13 protein-coding genes are annotated in these 12,797 nt (G+C 63.7%); 11 read left to right on the top strand and 2 right to left on the bottom strand.

Going from position 1 to position 12,797, the window contains the following annotated elements; translation table 11 throughout:
- Positions 1–306: 306 nt before the first annotated feature.
- Positions 307–1,650 carry a glutamine synthetase family protein gene (locus DSAT_RS07615; protein WP_020886906.1) on the top strand — a complete coding sequence of 448 codons (1,344 nt, stop codon included), beginning with the start codon at positions 307–309 and terminating at the stop codon, positions 1,648–1,650.
- A gap of 292 nt (positions 1,651–1,942) precedes the next feature.
- On the opposite strand, the gene DSAT_RS07620 is transcribed toward DSAT_RS07615, so the two are convergent.
- Together DSAT_RS07620 and mnmL are read right to left on the bottom strand one after the other, a co-directional pair.
- Entirely contained in the window at positions 1,943–2,419 is a 477-nt protein-coding gene (locus DSAT_RS07620) for a methylated-DNA--[protein]-cysteine S-methyltransferase (RefSeq protein ID WP_020886907.1), read from the bottom strand.
- Positions 2,416–3,360 (bottom strand): tRNA modification radical SAM protein MnmL/YtqA, encoded by a 945-nt coding sequence (mnmL, locus tag DSAT_RS07625; RefSeq protein ID WP_020886908.1) that lies wholly within the window; start codon positions 3,358–3,360, stop codon positions 2,416–2,418. The genes DSAT_RS07620 and mnmL overlap by 4 nt, the downstream gene beginning before the upstream one ends.
- 141 nt (positions 3,361–3,501) lie before the next feature.
- Here mnmL and DSAT_RS07630 point away from each other — a divergent pair, with 141 nt between their 5' ends.
- The 10 genes from DSAT_RS07630 (at position 3,502) to atpA (ending at position 12,792) form a co-directional block, all read left to right on the top strand.
- Positions 3,502–4,542, top strand: coding sequence for a rod shape-determining protein (locus DSAT_RS07630; protein WP_020886909.1), 1,041 nt, complete (start codon positions 3,502–3,504; stop codon positions 4,540–4,542).
- 100 nt (positions 4,543–4,642) lie between these two features.
- Positions 4,643–5,635, top strand: a complete 993-nt coding sequence (gene mreC / locus DSAT_RS07635) for a rod shape-determining protein MreC (protein ID WP_020886910.1) — start codon at positions 4,643–4,645, stop codon at positions 5,633–5,635.
- 2 nt (positions 5,636–5,637) lie between these two features.
- Positions 5,638–6,114, top strand: a complete 477-nt coding sequence (locus DSAT_RS07640) for a hypothetical protein (RefSeq protein WP_020886911.1) — start codon at positions 5,638–5,640, stop codon at positions 6,112–6,114.
- A complete protein-coding gene (gene mrdA / locus DSAT_RS07645) occupies positions 6,089–7,984 on the top strand; it encodes a penicillin-binding protein 2 (protein ID WP_020886912.1) in 1,896 nt (631 codons plus the stop codon). Before DSAT_RS07640 ends, mrdA begins: the two co-directional genes overlap by 26 nt.
- Positions 7,981–9,096 (top strand): rod shape-determining protein RodA, encoded by a 1,116-nt coding sequence (gene rodA, locus DSAT_RS07650; protein WP_020886913.1) that lies wholly within the window; start codon positions 7,981–7,983, stop codon positions 9,094–9,096. Before mrdA ends, rodA begins: the two co-directional genes overlap by 4 nt.
- Positions 9,097–9,128: 32 nt before the next feature.
- Positions 9,129–9,482, top strand: coding sequence for a bactofilin family protein (locus tag DSAT_RS07655; protein ID WP_040371012.1), 354 nt, complete (start codon positions 9,129–9,131; stop codon positions 9,480–9,482).
- A gap of 247 nt (positions 9,483–9,729) precedes the next feature.
- Positions 9,730–10,146 (top strand): F0F1 ATP synthase subunit B, encoded by a 417-nt coding sequence (locus DSAT_RS07660; RefSeq protein WP_020886915.1) that lies wholly within the window; start codon positions 9,730–9,732, stop codon positions 10,144–10,146.
- 27 nt (positions 10,147–10,173) lie between these two features.
- Complete coding sequence (locus DSAT_RS07665) at positions 10,174–10,731, top strand: F0F1 ATP synthase subunit B (protein WP_040371013.1); 558 nt, start codon at positions 10,174–10,176, stop codon at positions 10,729–10,731.
- A complete protein-coding gene (atpH, locus tag DSAT_RS07670; protein ID WP_020886917.1) occupies positions 10,728–11,279 on the top strand; it encodes an ATP synthase F1 subunit delta in 552 nt (183 codons plus the stop codon). Before DSAT_RS07665 ends, atpH begins: the two co-directional genes overlap by 4 nt.
- A gap of 4 nt (positions 11,280–11,283) precedes the next feature.
- On the top strand, positions 11,284–12,792 hold the full coding sequence (atpA, locus tag DSAT_RS07675) for a F0F1 ATP synthase subunit alpha (RefSeq protein ID WP_020886918.1): 1,509 nt from the start codon (positions 11,284–11,286) through the stop codon (positions 12,790–12,792).
- Positions 12,793–12,797: the final 5 nt, after the last annotated feature.

Consider the following 12,797-nt stretch of genomic DNA (forward strand, 5'->3'; position numbering starts at 1 on the left):
GCATGGAGGGTGGGGCGAGTTCTTTGTTTGTTGGTGCTTCTGTGGTTGTGTAAACACCGACATTCCAGAATAAAGTGATATATTTCAAGTAATAGTGAGGCTTGGCGGCGCGGCGGAATGGCTGTGGACCAAAAAATGACAAAATGGTAACCATTGGCGTAGCCTTTTTGTTGCGAGTTTGTGACCAGTTGAAATGGTTGGTTTTTTCAGTCTGGATTTTTTGTCGGGACCGTGGCATGATAAATGTTGTGTTATCCCCGGATTGGGGAATGAGGAACAACCCGAAATTTCGCAAGGAGCGGCTGCATGGAAACCCCCGTGTTCAACTGCAAGAACGCCGACGACGTGCTCAAGGCGGTCAACGACTATAACGTGAGCTTCCTCCAGTTCTGGTTCGTGGACATCATGGGCAACCTGAAGAGCTTCCAGATCCTGCCCAGCGAACTCGAAGGCGCCTTCGAGGAAGGCATGGGATTCGACGGCTCCTCCATCCTCGGCTTCACGCGCATCGAGGAGTCCGACATGGTCGCCTTCCCCGATCCCACCACTTTCCAGCTCGTGGCTTGGCGGCCCACGGAGCGGCCCGTGGCGCGCATGTTCTGCTCCATCCGCTACCCGGACGGAACGCCTTTCGTCGGCGACCCGCGTTATGTGCTCAAGCGCGTGCTCGATAAGGCCGCCGCCAAGGGCTACACCATGTACGTGGGCCCCGAACTCGAATTCTTCCTCTTCACGAGCCCGAGCGATCCCCGCGTGCTCGATCTCGGTGGCTACTTCGACGCGCCGCCGCTCGACCTGGGTAACGACATCCGCCGCGACATCATTTTCTCCCTGACGCGCATGGGCATTCATGTCGAATACTCGCACCACGAAGTCGCCCCCTCGCAGCACGAGATCGATCTGCGCTACCAGGAGGCCCTCAAGATGGCCGACACGGCCATCACCTACAAGGTCGTCATCAAGGAGACCGCGCGCAAGCACGGCTGCTACGCCACCTTCATGCCCAAGCCCTTGTTCGGCGAGAACGGCTCGGGCATGCACACCCACCAGTCGCTGTTCAAGAACGGCCGCAACGCCTTCTTCGATGCAGGCGAGAAGTTCAACCTCTCCAAGGACTGCAGGGCCTACATCGCGGGACTGCTCAAGCACGCCAAGGAGTTCTGCGTCCTGACCAACCCCATCGTCAACTCCTACAAGCGCCTCGTGCCCGGTTACGAAGCCCCGGTCTACATCGCCTGGGCCAACCGCAACCGCTCGGCGCTCATCCGCGTGCCCATGTACAAGCCCGGCAAGGAAGCCGCCACGCGCATCGAACTGCGCAGCCCGGACCCGACCTGCAACCCCTACCTCGCCTTCGCCGCCATGCTCGGCGCGGGCCTGAAAGGCATGGAGGAAGGCTACGAGCTCTCCACCCCCGTGGAAGAGAACATCTTCAAGATGACCGAGCGCGAGATGTTCGACAGGGGTATCGACTCCCTGCCCGGATCGTTGCAGGAGGCCATTTCCCACTTCGAAAACTCCGAGCTCATGAAAGAGGTGCTCGGCGAGCACATGCACGCCGCCTACCTCGAAGCCAAGAAGGCGGAGTGGGACGAGTACCGCACCCACATTTCCGAGTGGGAGCTTAAGCGCTACCTCCCCACCACCTAGGGTGGGGCGTGAAAAATCCGCGATCGCGGCGTTGAGAGCGGGGCTCTGCCCCGCGCCCCGCCGGGGGAGATGATCTCCCCCGGACCCCTGCGATTCCCGAAACCGTCTGCGACGGCTTCGGGAAAGCATGATTCAAGGGCGTATCACCGCCGCACCGACGTCGGCGTTGCCAACGATGGCTTGGAAGCGAATCGCAGGGTCCAGGGGGCTCAGCCCCCTGGCGGTGGAGGTCTGGAGGAGGCAGCGCCTCCTCCAGCGGCAACGCAGCAGACGGTGCTTTCTGAACGGCCTGCTAGTCGGGCAGGGCGCCTTCGAGCCTAAGCAGGTATTCCTTCATTTCCAGTCCGGGACCGAAGCCGTGCAGTCCTTGCGAGCCGAGCACTCGGTGGCAGGGCACAACCAGCGGCCAGGGGTTTTGGGCCATGCATTGGCCCACGGCCCGCGCCGCCTTTGGGTTGCCCGCCTTGGCCGCCAGTTGTCCGTAAGTCAGGGTCTGGCCCTTGGGCACCTCGGCGAGGATTTCGAGCACTTTGCGCCTGAAGGGCGGCAGGGTCCCCATGCGCAGCGGGAGCCTGGGCCATTTGTCGAGCCGACCCGCCACGTAGCGTTCCAGGGCGTCTTGCAGGCTCTGGCCGATGCGGCCCAGGGGGTGGGGCATGAAATCGTCGCGCGACCAGGCCAGAGCGATGGCCGCGAGGTCGTCTCCCTCCCAGCGCAGCGTCAGGGCCAGGGGCTTGGCGCAGAGATATTCGTAGCGGGCAGTGCTCATGGTTTCCTCCCGTGTACGTGGTTCGGCCCGGTTTCCGGATGATAGTCCATGCCTTGGTGCGCGTCGAGTCGGGTCAAGATGTTTTCGATGGCGCGGCGAAGCGCGGGGCGGTCGGCGGCCCACGCTGGAGCGGCCAGTTCGCCCGGCGCGGGATCGGCGTGCAGGCGGTGGATGACGACGTCGGGCCGCAGGCGCTCGAGGCAGCGCGCCAGACCTTGGACGTAGGCATCCATCTCCGGCGGGATGAATCGTCCGGCCTGCCAGGCGCTTTCCAGGGCGCTGCCTCGGCTGACGAAGAGGTTGTGGAATTTGACGCCCGCCACGGGCAGCCGGTTCAGGAAATCGATGGTCGAAAGCCAGTGCTCCTGGGTTTCGCCCGGCAGCCCGAGGATGACGTGGCCGCAGACGAGAAGGCCGCACGCGGCCGCGCGCTCGCAGGCTGTTGCGAAAGAAGCCGCGTCGTGGCCCCGGCCGATGCGCGTCAGGGTGGCGTCGTGGGCCGACTGCAACCCCATGTCGAGCCAGATTTCGCCGAGGGGCACTGCGGCGATGGCCGAAAGCTTCTCGTCGTCGAGAGTGTCGGGCCGCGTGGACACGGCCAGGGCGAGGCAGTCCGGCAGGCTCGCGGCCTCGGCCAAAAGCGCCGCCAGGCGTGCAAGGGGCAGGTGGGTGGCGGTATGGTCCTGCAGATAGGCCATGAATCCGACGTGCGCGCCGTATTTGCGCCGTGCCCGGGCCGCCCAGCGCTCCCATTGCGCCGCGAGCGGCAGATGCGAAAGGCCGGAGCCCGCGCCGCGCGGCGAGCAGAAGGCGCAGCCGCCCGTTCCGGCCGTGCCGTCGCGGTTGGGACAGTCCGCGCCCACGTCCAGGGGGATTTTTTGCACGCGGCGGCCGAAACGCGCGCGCAGGTGCGTGGCCAGGGAGAAGAATCTTTGGTTCATGAGGCCTTCGCGATCGCCGCCGGGCAGGCCGTTGCGATCCTTGTTGCGGGTGCCTGGGTCTTCTGGTAGCTTGCCTCGTTACTTGCGACCATGAGTCCGGGGGGCGGCGGCAGCGTCCATCCAAGGAGTATCCATACCACCATGTCCAAAATCATCGATTCCGTTCTCGGTTATTTTTCCAACGATCTGGCCATCGATCTGGGCACCGCCAATACCCTGGTTTACGTGAAGGGACGCGGCATCATGCTGCGCGAGCCTTCCGTGGTGGCCGTCAAGAAGGACGCGCGCGGCGGCAACAAGGTGCTCGCCGTGGGCGCGGAAGCCAAGCGCATGCTCGGCCGCACGCCCGGCAACATCGTGGCCATCCGGCCCATGAAGGACGGCGTGATCGCCGACTTCGAAGTCACCGAGGCCATGCTGCGCCATTTCATCGCCAAGGTCCACAACTCCCGCCGCTTGGTGCGTCCCAGGATCATCATCTGCGTGCCCACGGGCATCACCCAGGTGGAGAAGCGTGCGGTCAAAGAGTCCGCCCAGTCGGCGGGCGCGCGTGAGGTCTACCTTATCGAGGAGCCCATGGCCGCGGCTATCGGTGCGAATCTGCCGATCACCGAGCCGACCTCGAACATGGTCGTGGACATCGGCGGCGGCACCACCGAGGTGGCGGTCATTTCGCTCTCCGGCATCGTCTATTCCAAATCCGTGCGCGTGGGCGGCGACAAGATGGACGAAGCCATCATGCAGTACGTCAAGCGCAAGTACAACATGCTCATCGGAGAGAGCACCGCGGAGCAGATCAAGATCCAGATCGCTTCGGCCTATCCCACGGGCGAAAACGAGGAGATGGAGGTCAAGGGCCGCGACCTCGTCTCGGGCATCCCGCAGAACATCATGATCACCTCGGAGGAAGTGCGCAAGGCCATCTCCGAGCAGGTCGAGGCCATCGTTCAGGGCGTGCGCATCGCCCTGGAACAGACGCCGCCTGAACTGGCCGCGGACATCGTCGACCGGGGCATCGTGCTCACCGGCGGGGGGGCGCTCCTCAAGGGTCTGGACCAGCTCCTGCGCGAGGAGACGCATCTGCCCATCGTGGCCGTGGACGATCCTCTTTCGGCCGTGGTGCTCGGGTCGGGCAAGGCGCTTGAGCATATCGATCTGTACAAGGAAGTGACCATCGATTGAGCCAGGGGCGCCACACGAACCGGTCGCACGCCAGACGCGCAGCTTGGGAGACCGCGATGCCCCTTTCGACTGACCAGCGCGCCGCACGGGGCGCACAGCGATGACACGGCGCAGTGGCTACAAGCGCGCCGCGCTCGTCTTCGTCCTCGTTCTCATCGGCTATTTAAGTCTCTATACGTGGAACCTGAAGACGGGCATTCTCGACCGTCTCGCCACGCGCACGGGACTCGAATTCACGGGCCATGTCCTGTTGCCCGGCGAATGGGCGCGCCAGCAGGCTCTTGGCTTGTGGTCGGGCTACGTGGACCTTGTGGACGTTCGCGAGGAGAACGAGCGGTTGCATCTCGTCGTGCACGAACTGATTTCCGAGAACGTGCGCCTGCGTGAGCAGGCCGCGAGCGTACCACGGCTCGAACGCCTCCTGGGTTTTGCGCCGGCTGAGAATTGGACGGCGCGCGCGGCCAGGGTCATCGGCCAAAAGCTGGGGCCCACCGGAGCGCTCGGCTCCGTCCTCGTCGATTTGGGCGAGGCGCACGGTTTCGCCAACGACGCCCCGGCGGTGATCCCCGAAGGCGTGGTTGGCCGCGTGCTGCGAACCTCGCCGAACTATTCCACGGTGCTTCTCCTTACGGACCAGAACAGTCGGGTCGCGGTCATGGGCAGCGAGAACCGCACCACCGCGATTCTTTCGGGCGGAGGACCGGACGAACTCTTCGACCTCAAATACGTGCCCGTGAGCGGCACCCTGAGTGTGGGCGAACTGCTTGTGACCTCGGGGCTCGACGGAATCTTTCCCAAGGGGCTTCCCGTGGCGCGGGTGGTGCGGGTCGAGCAGCCCGACGTCTCGCTGTTCCAAAGCGCCCAGGCCGAGCCGCTTTTCGACGTGCGTGGGGTGGAGGAACTGTTTCTGCTGGCCCGTCTCGACGGTGGGGAGGCGGCTGAGGACATTGATGGCGGCCAGGCCGCGGCCAGGCCGATGGGCGCACCGCCCGAAGTGCAACTGCCGCCAGAGCCGGACGTGCCGATCATGGAGCAACTTCCCTCCGGCGATGGTTCCGGCTCCGCTCCCGAAGGCCGGGATAACGGGGGCTAGGCGTGCGGGTTTTCCTGTTCTGGCTTTGCTTTACAATTGTCGCCATTTGGGGCCAATATCTCCTTCCAGGGACGGATTTCCTGGCCGCCGGGCTCGTGGTCAGCATGCAGGAACAGGACCGCAGCCGTACTTTGTGGCTGGCCGTGCCATGGATTCTTTTGCAGGAGGGCATGGGCAACCTGGCCTTCGGCATGATGCCCCTGCTGTACGGCTCCCTGGCCCTGGCCTTCTATTTCGGACGCTGGCTCTTCGAGGCCAGGAACATCCTGTTCATCTGCCTGCTCGGTTTTTTCAGCGGTGCTTCGCAGGCGTGGTTGGCCCTGACCATGGCCGGACTCCAGGGAGTTGCGCCGGAGCGCGGCGCGGTGCTCGCGACAGCGTTGCTCCAGGCACTGCTCTTCCCGCTCCTGTGGCTCACGGCACAGAAAATGTATGCCCGGTTCGTGACCAGACATGCGCAGCGCGTTGCAACAACATGACGGCGCGTCCGCTCCCCGCAGCGGACTCGTTCTTCTCCAGGTCCTCGTGGTGGGACTTTTTTGCCTTTTCGCCATCCGTCTGTGGTACCTGCAGATCCACAAGGGCGAATTCTATTCTGAAAAGGCGCGCGACAACCGCCTGCGCCACGAGTCCATGTACGCACCGCGAGGCCTGATCCGCGACCGGCTCGACCGTCTGTTGTCCTGGAACGAGCCGGCCTATGCCCTGGCCGTGGTGCGTGAGGACGTGCGCGACATGGACGCCACCCTGGCCAAGGTTGCACAGTGGACCGGCATCCCCCGCGAGGAGATCGATCGCATCTACGAAAAGGGCCGGCGTCGGACCAAGAGCTTCGAGCCGCTTATCCTGGCCACGGACATGGCGCCCGAACTGTTGGCGCGGGCCGAGGCCAATGTTTTTCGCTGGCCCGGCCTCGAAATTGTGGTCAAGCCCAAACGATTTTATCCGCAAAACGATCTCCTGGCACACGTCTTGGGATACGTGGCCGAGGCTAACGAAGAAGAACTCGAGCGCGACAAGGGGCTGTCGCTGGGCGATTCCGTGGGCAAGCGCGGTATCGAGCTTGTGCGGGAGCAGTGGCTGCGAGGGGCCAAGGGGCTTCGGCAGATCGAAGTCGATGCCGCAGGGCGGCAGCTGAGCTCTCTGGTGGTGCGGGACCCGCGTTCGGGCAACGACATGAGGCTGTCTGTCGATCTGGACATCCAGGTGCTGGCCTCGCGGCTGCTCGACGAGCACGAGCATACCGGCACCGTGGTCGTGATGGAGCCTTTCACCGGCCAAGTTCTGGCCCTGGCTTCGCGGCCGTCTTTTAATCCGAACGTTTTCGTGGGAGGTCTTTCGAGCGCAGACTGGGCCAAGCTGCGCGACGACCCCCGTCATCCCATGCAGAACAGGGCCACGCAGAGCGTGTATCCTCCCGGCTCGACCTTCAAGACCCTGGTCGCCGCGGCCGCCTTGCACGAAGGTCTGATCGACCCGAGAAAGACGGTTTTCTGCTCCGGCTCCACGTCGCTCGGCAGCCACGTCTTCCGCTGCTGGAAGAAGGAAGGCCATGGACACGTGGACTTCAAGCGGGGACTGGTCGAGTCGTGCGACGTCTATTTCTACGATCTCGGGCAGCGTCTTGGCGTGGACCGCATCGAGGCGTTCGCCCGCAAGGCCGGGTTCGGCGCGGCCTCGGGCATCGAGCTTCCCCACGAAAAAAGCGGACTCGTGCCCAGCCGCCAATGGAAGCTCAGGCGTTTCGGCGAGCGCTGGCAGGGAGGCGAGAACCTGAACTTGGCCATTGGCCAGGGTTATACCCAGGTCTCACCGATCCAACTCGCCAGATTTTACTCCGCGCTGGTCAACGGCGGGCACGTGGTACGGCCCACCCTGCTCATGGACGCCCAGCCCGGGGAGGTCGAACGGTTGCCGCTCTCGGACAGGCACATCGAAATGCTCCTTGAGACCATGCGCGACACCGTGGACGTGCAGCACGGCACGGCAAGACGACTGCGCACTCCGGGCGCAGCCATGGGTGGCAAGACGGGCACGGCCCAGGTGGTGCGCCTGCGCGAGGAACTGCGTGGCGTCAAGGCTTCGGAAATCGAGTACCGCTTTCGCGACCACGCCTGGATCGCCACCTGGGGCGTCAAGGACGGCCGGGCAGTGGTCATCGTGGTCATGGTCGAACACGGCGGCAGCGGATCGGGTACGGCCGGGCCCATTGCCAAGGCGCTTTACGACTATCTCTTCATCGAGGCCAGGGAGAAGCTCGATGCCTGGCCCTACGTGATTCCCGAGGGTTCGACCAGCCCCATCGCCAAGGTCGCAGCGCCGCCCAATCCCTGGGAGGGAAAGCCGTGACGCCGATGGATCGCAGGCTCTTCCTGCACATCAACTGGGGGCTTTTGGCCCTGGTGCTGATTCTTTTCGGCGTCGGTGTCATGAACCTCTATTCGGCCTCGGGAATACGGCTCGAAGGCGGCATAGCGGTCTCGGCCTTCTATCAGAAGCAACTCGTCTGGGGGGGCATGGGGCTGTGCGCCATGCTCGCCTTCATGCTCTTCGACTACCGGCACCTCAAGGTGCTGGCGTGGCCGCTTTACTGGCTCACCGTCGCGCTACTCGTCTATGTGTTGTTCATGGGCAAGGTGGCGGGCGGTGCACAGCGCTGGATCTCCCTGGGATTCATGAACTTCCAGCCGTCTGAGCTGGCCAAGATCAGCGTGCTGATCATAGGCGCGCGGATTCTCGCCAGGGGCGCGGGGCCGCTCGGATTCAAGGACCTGGCCTACGTGCTCGGCGTGGGCAGCCTGCCCGCGCTGCTCGTGGTCATGCAGCCGGACCTTGGGTCGGGACTCTCAATCCTTCTCCTTTTGGGCGGCATGGTGCTCTTCAGGGGGGTGCGGCCCAGCATCCTCAAGCTCGCCGCCGTGCTCGGCCCCTGTCTCGTGCCCCTTGGCTGGTTCGGGCTGCACGACTACCAAAAGCGGCGCATCATGACCTTTCTCGATCCGACCAACGACCCGCTTGGCGCAGGCTATCATATTATACAATCGCAGATTGCCATCGGGTCGGGCGGCCTGACCGGCAAGGGCTTCCTGGGCGGAACCCAGAGCCAGCTCCGCTTTCTCCCGGAGAAACACACGGATTTCGCCGTGGCCGTGTTCGGCGAGGAATGGGGTTTTCTTGGCATGGTCGCCCTGCTTGCGCTGTTCTGCTTCTTTCTGCATCAGTTCCACCTTGCGGCGAGTGAGGCCAAGGATCGTTTCGGCGCATTCCTCTGCGGCGGGGTGTTCTTCTATTTCTTCTGGCAAATCTGCATCAACATCGGTATGGTTCTCGGGCTCATGCCCGTGGTCGGCATTCCGCTGCCGTTTGTTAGTTACGGCGGCAGCGCCCTGCTGGTGAACTTCTGTCTGATCGGCATCGTCATGAACGTTTCCATGCGCCGCTTCGTATTCAAACAGGCCTGAAGGGGGCTGGGCTCATGTTCGGGAGAAAGACTATGGCCAAAGACGAGATCAATGCCTTTCTGGGGGCCGGCACGGCCTACCAAGGCAAGCTTCATTTTCAGGGCTCGGTTCGCATCGACGGGGTTTTCCATGGCGAGGTGACGAGTGAGGGAACGCTTGTGGTCGGCCAGGAGGCCGACGTGCAGGGTACCATCAATGTGGGACAGCTCGTCCTTTCCGGCCGCATGACCGGCGAGGTTCACGCGCGTGAAAAGATCGTCCTGCACCGCACGGCAAACCTCCAGGGCTGCCTGTTCACGCCGGTTCTGGTCGTGGAGGAGGGTGCGGTGGTGGAAGGCTCGATCACCATGAACGGATCGCCCAAGGCCGAGACGGTCGCCGAATAGGCTTCGGCTGCCGGGTACGGCGCACGGGACGCTTTCGCCGGGGCGGCGGGAAGGCGTCAACGCGGCGACCTTGAATCTGCCTCTGGCGGATTTTTTTGCGTGAAAAACCGCACAATACCGCATGGGGCCGCGTAGTTCGGGCCTTGGCGGGCAATTTGCGTTGAAAAAGCCTTTGACAGGGGATTTTGAATCACGTAAACCCCGTCTGTCCTTGAACCAAAATTCACAACCTTTCCCGGGGGCGCGCATGATAGATATCGACGTTACTATCTGGATTCAGCTCGCGAACTTCCTCATCATCTGGTTCATCATGAACCAGATTCTCCTGAAGCCGATCCGGGGAATCATAAGGAAGCGCGCCGAGCACAAGAGCGAGCAGCTCGACGCCATCACCGGTTTCACCGACAACGCTTCCAAGAAGCTGAAAGACTTCGAGGCTGCTCTTGCGCAGGCCCGCGCGGCGGGCGCGGCCGAGCGCGAGGCGCTCAAGGCCAAGGCCCAGGAGCGCGAGCAGGAGCTGATCTCCGCCGCGCAGCAGGAGGCCTCGGCGCAGTTGGCTTCGGCCCGGGCCGATCTCGGCGCGCAGGCCGACAAGGCTTCGCAGGCCCTGAAGGCGAACGTTCGGGCGATGGCCGAGAAGGCCACCGCCAGGATTTTGGGCTAGGAACACGGGAGGTCGAGCGTGAAAAGGATGTTCAAGAGCGTCGCGTTGGCGGCCGTGATGGTGGTGCTCGCCTGTGGTGTCGCCCACGCGGCCGGAGACGGACACGAGATTCCCTGGATGAACTTTTTCCTCCGTGTGCTGAACACGGTGATCGTCGTGGCCATCATCTGGAAGTTCGGCGGCAAGGCAATCGCCGGTTTCTTCCGGGGGCGCACGGACCAGATCAAGCACGAGTTGGCGGATTTGGCCCAGCGCCGCAAGGACGCCGAGGTCAAGCTCAAGGACGTGGAGAAGGGTATTGCCAACCTTGAGGCCGAGAAGGCGCAGATCCTGGCCGAGGCGCGTAGCCAGGGCGAGGTCATGAAGGCCGCCATTGTCGCCGAAGCCGAGAAGAAGGCTGCCCAGATCAAGGCCGCCGCCGAGATGGCTGCCGAGACCGAACGCAAGGTGATGATCGAGCAGATCCGCGAGGAGGTCGCCGAGATGGTCGTCCAGACCGCGGCCTCGATCATCAAGGACAAGCTGACGGCCGAGGAGCATCAGAAACTGGTCGATAAATACGTAACAAAGGTGGTGCTCAATTGACCGACAACATCATCGCCCGCAGGTACGCCAAGGCGCTGTTCGCCATCGGCGTTGAGAAGGGCGGGGACGAGCTTCCCGCCTACGGCAAGGACCTGGCCGCCCTGGCCGAGGCCTGCAAGGCCTCGCCGGACATCACGAAGGTCTTCCGGAGCCCCATCTTCAGCGCCGCGGACAAGAAGGCCGTGGTCGGGAAGCTTCTGGACAAGATCGGCGTGGGTCAGATGGTTCGCAACTTCTGTCTGCTTCTGGCCGACAAGGATCGGCTTGGATTTTTGCCCGCCATCCAGGCGGTGTTCGCCGAGCTTCTGGATGCCCATCAGGGCGTGCTGCGCGGCAACTTGGTGACGGCGGTCAAGCTTCCCAAGGCCAAGCAGGAAGCGATCAAGCAACAGCTGGAAAGCCAGGCCAAGGCCAAGCTCGTGCTCGGGTACGAGGTGGACCCGGAGATTCTGGGCGGCGTTGTCCTGAAGGTTGGCGACAAGGTGTTGGACGCGAGCTTGCGCGCGCAACTTTCCATGCTCAAGGAACAAATCATAAGGGGTGAGTAGGGCCATGCAGATCAAAGCGGAAGAAATCAGCCAGATCATCGAATCGCAGATCGCGAACTACCAGTCGCAGGTCGAGATGAGCGAGACCGGGACCGTGCTCTCGGTCGGCGACGGAATCGCCCGCGTCTACGGCGTGCAGAACGCCATGGCCATGGAGCTGCTCGAATTCCCCGGCGGCGTCATGGGCATGGTGCTGAACCTCGAAGAGGACAACGTCGGTGTCGCGCTCCTGGGCGAGGACACGGGCATCAAGGAAGGCGACCCGGTCAAGCGCACCGGCAAGATCTTCTCGGTGCCGGTCGGCCCGGCCGTGCTCGGCCGCGTCGTGAACCCCCTGGGCCAGCCGCTGGACGGCATGGGCCCCATCCAATCCGACGAAACCCGCGTCGTGGAAGTCGTCGCGCCCGGCATCATCGCCCGTAAGTCGGTGCACGAGCCCATGTACACCGGCCTGAAGGCCATTGACGCCATGACGCCCATCGGCCGCGGCCAGCGCGAACTCGTCATCGGCGACCGTCAGGTCGGCAAGACCGCTGTCTGCATCGACGCGATCATCGCTCAGAAGAACTCGGGCATCAAGTGCTTCTACGTGGCCATCGGCCAGAAGAAGTCCACGGTCGCCCTGGTCGCCGAGACCCTGCGCAAGTACGGCGCCATGGAGTACACGACGATCATTTCGGCCACGGCCTCCGATCCGGCCTCGCTGCAGTTCATCGCGGCCTACTCCGGCTGCACCATGGCCGAATACTTCCGTGACTCCGGCCAGCACGCGCTGATCATTTACGACGACCTCTCCAAGCAGGCCACGGCCTACCGCCAGATGTCGCTGCTGCTGCGCCGCCCCCCGGGCCGCGAAGCCTTCCCCGGCGACGTCTTCTACCTCCACTCCCGCCTGCTGGAGCGCTCCTGCAAGGTCAACGACTCTCTGGGCGCGGGCTCCCTGACCGCCCTGCCGATCATCGAGACGCAGGCCGGCGACGTGTCCGCGTACATCCCGACCAACGTGATCTCCATCACCGACGGTCAGGTCTACCTGGAGCCGAACCTCTTCTACGCGGGCATCCGGCCGGCCATCAACGTCGGCCTCTCGGTCTCCCGCGTGGGCGGTGCCGCCCAGATCAAGGCCATGAAGCAGGTTGCGGGCACGCTGCGCCTCGACCTCGCCCAGTACCGCGAACTGGCCGCCTTCGCCCAGTTCGGCTCGGATCTGGACAAGGCCACGCAGCAGAAGCTGAGTCGTGGCGCGCGCATGGTCGAGCTGCTCAAACAGCCCCAGTATGTGCCCATGCCGGTCGAGGAGCAGGTCTCGGTGATTTATGCCGCCGGCCGCGGCTTCATGGACGACGTGCCGGTCGAGGCCGTGCGCAAGTTCGAGACCGAACTGCTCGAATTCCTGCGCAACGCCAAGCCCCAGGTCCTGGCGGGCATCCGGGAGAAAGCGGAGCTCAACGCCGAAACGGAAGGCGCGCTCAAATCCGCCATCGAGGAATTCAAGAAAGGCTTCAAGGCCTAAGCGGG

The sequence above is a fragment of the Alkalidesulfovibrio alkalitolerans DSM 16529 genome, assembly GCF_000422245.1.
GTDB lineage: Bacteria > Desulfobacterota > Desulfovibrionia > Desulfovibrionales > Desulfovibrionaceae > Alkalidesulfovibrio > Alkalidesulfovibrio alkalitolerans.

Excerpts from the sequence above, each read along its gene's own strand:
- DSAT_RS07615 (WP_020886906.1), top strand. The coding sequence starts at position 307 with ATGGAAACCCCCGTGTTCAACTGCAAGAACGCCGACGACGTGCTCAAG.
- DSAT_RS07620 (WP_020886907.1), bottom strand. The coding sequence starts at position 2,419 with ATGAGCACTGCCCGCTACGAATATCTCTGCGCCAAGCCCCTGGCCCTG.
- mnmL (WP_020886908.1), bottom strand. The coding sequence starts at position 3,360 with ATGAACCAAAGATTCTTCTCCCTGGCCACGCACCTGCGCGCGCGTTTC.
- DSAT_RS07630 (WP_020886909.1), top strand. The coding sequence starts at position 3,502 with ATGTCCAAAATCATCGATTCCGTTCTCGGTTATTTTTCCAACGATCTG.
- mreC (WP_020886910.1), top strand. The coding sequence starts at position 4,643 with ATGACACGGCGCAGTGGCTACAAGCGCGCCGCGCTCGTCTTCGTCCTC.
- mrdA (WP_020886912.1), top strand. The coding sequence starts at position 6,089 with ATGCGCAGCGCGTTGCAACAACATGACGGCGCGTCCGCTCCCCGCAGC.
- DSAT_RS07655 (WP_040371012.1), top strand. The coding sequence starts at position 9,129 with ATGGCCAAAGACGAGATCAATGCCTTTCTGGGGGCCGGCACGGCCTAC.
- DSAT_RS07660 (WP_020886915.1), top strand. The coding sequence starts at position 9,730 with ATGATAGATATCGACGTTACTATCTGGATTCAGCTCGCGAACTTCCTC.
- DSAT_RS07665 (WP_040371013.1), top strand. The coding sequence starts at position 10,174 with ATGTTCAAGAGCGTCGCGTTGGCGGCCGTGATGGTGGTGCTCGCCTGT.
- atpA (WP_020886918.1), top strand. The coding sequence starts at position 11,284 with ATGCAGATCAAAGCGGAAGAAATCAGCCAGATCATCGAATCGCAGATC.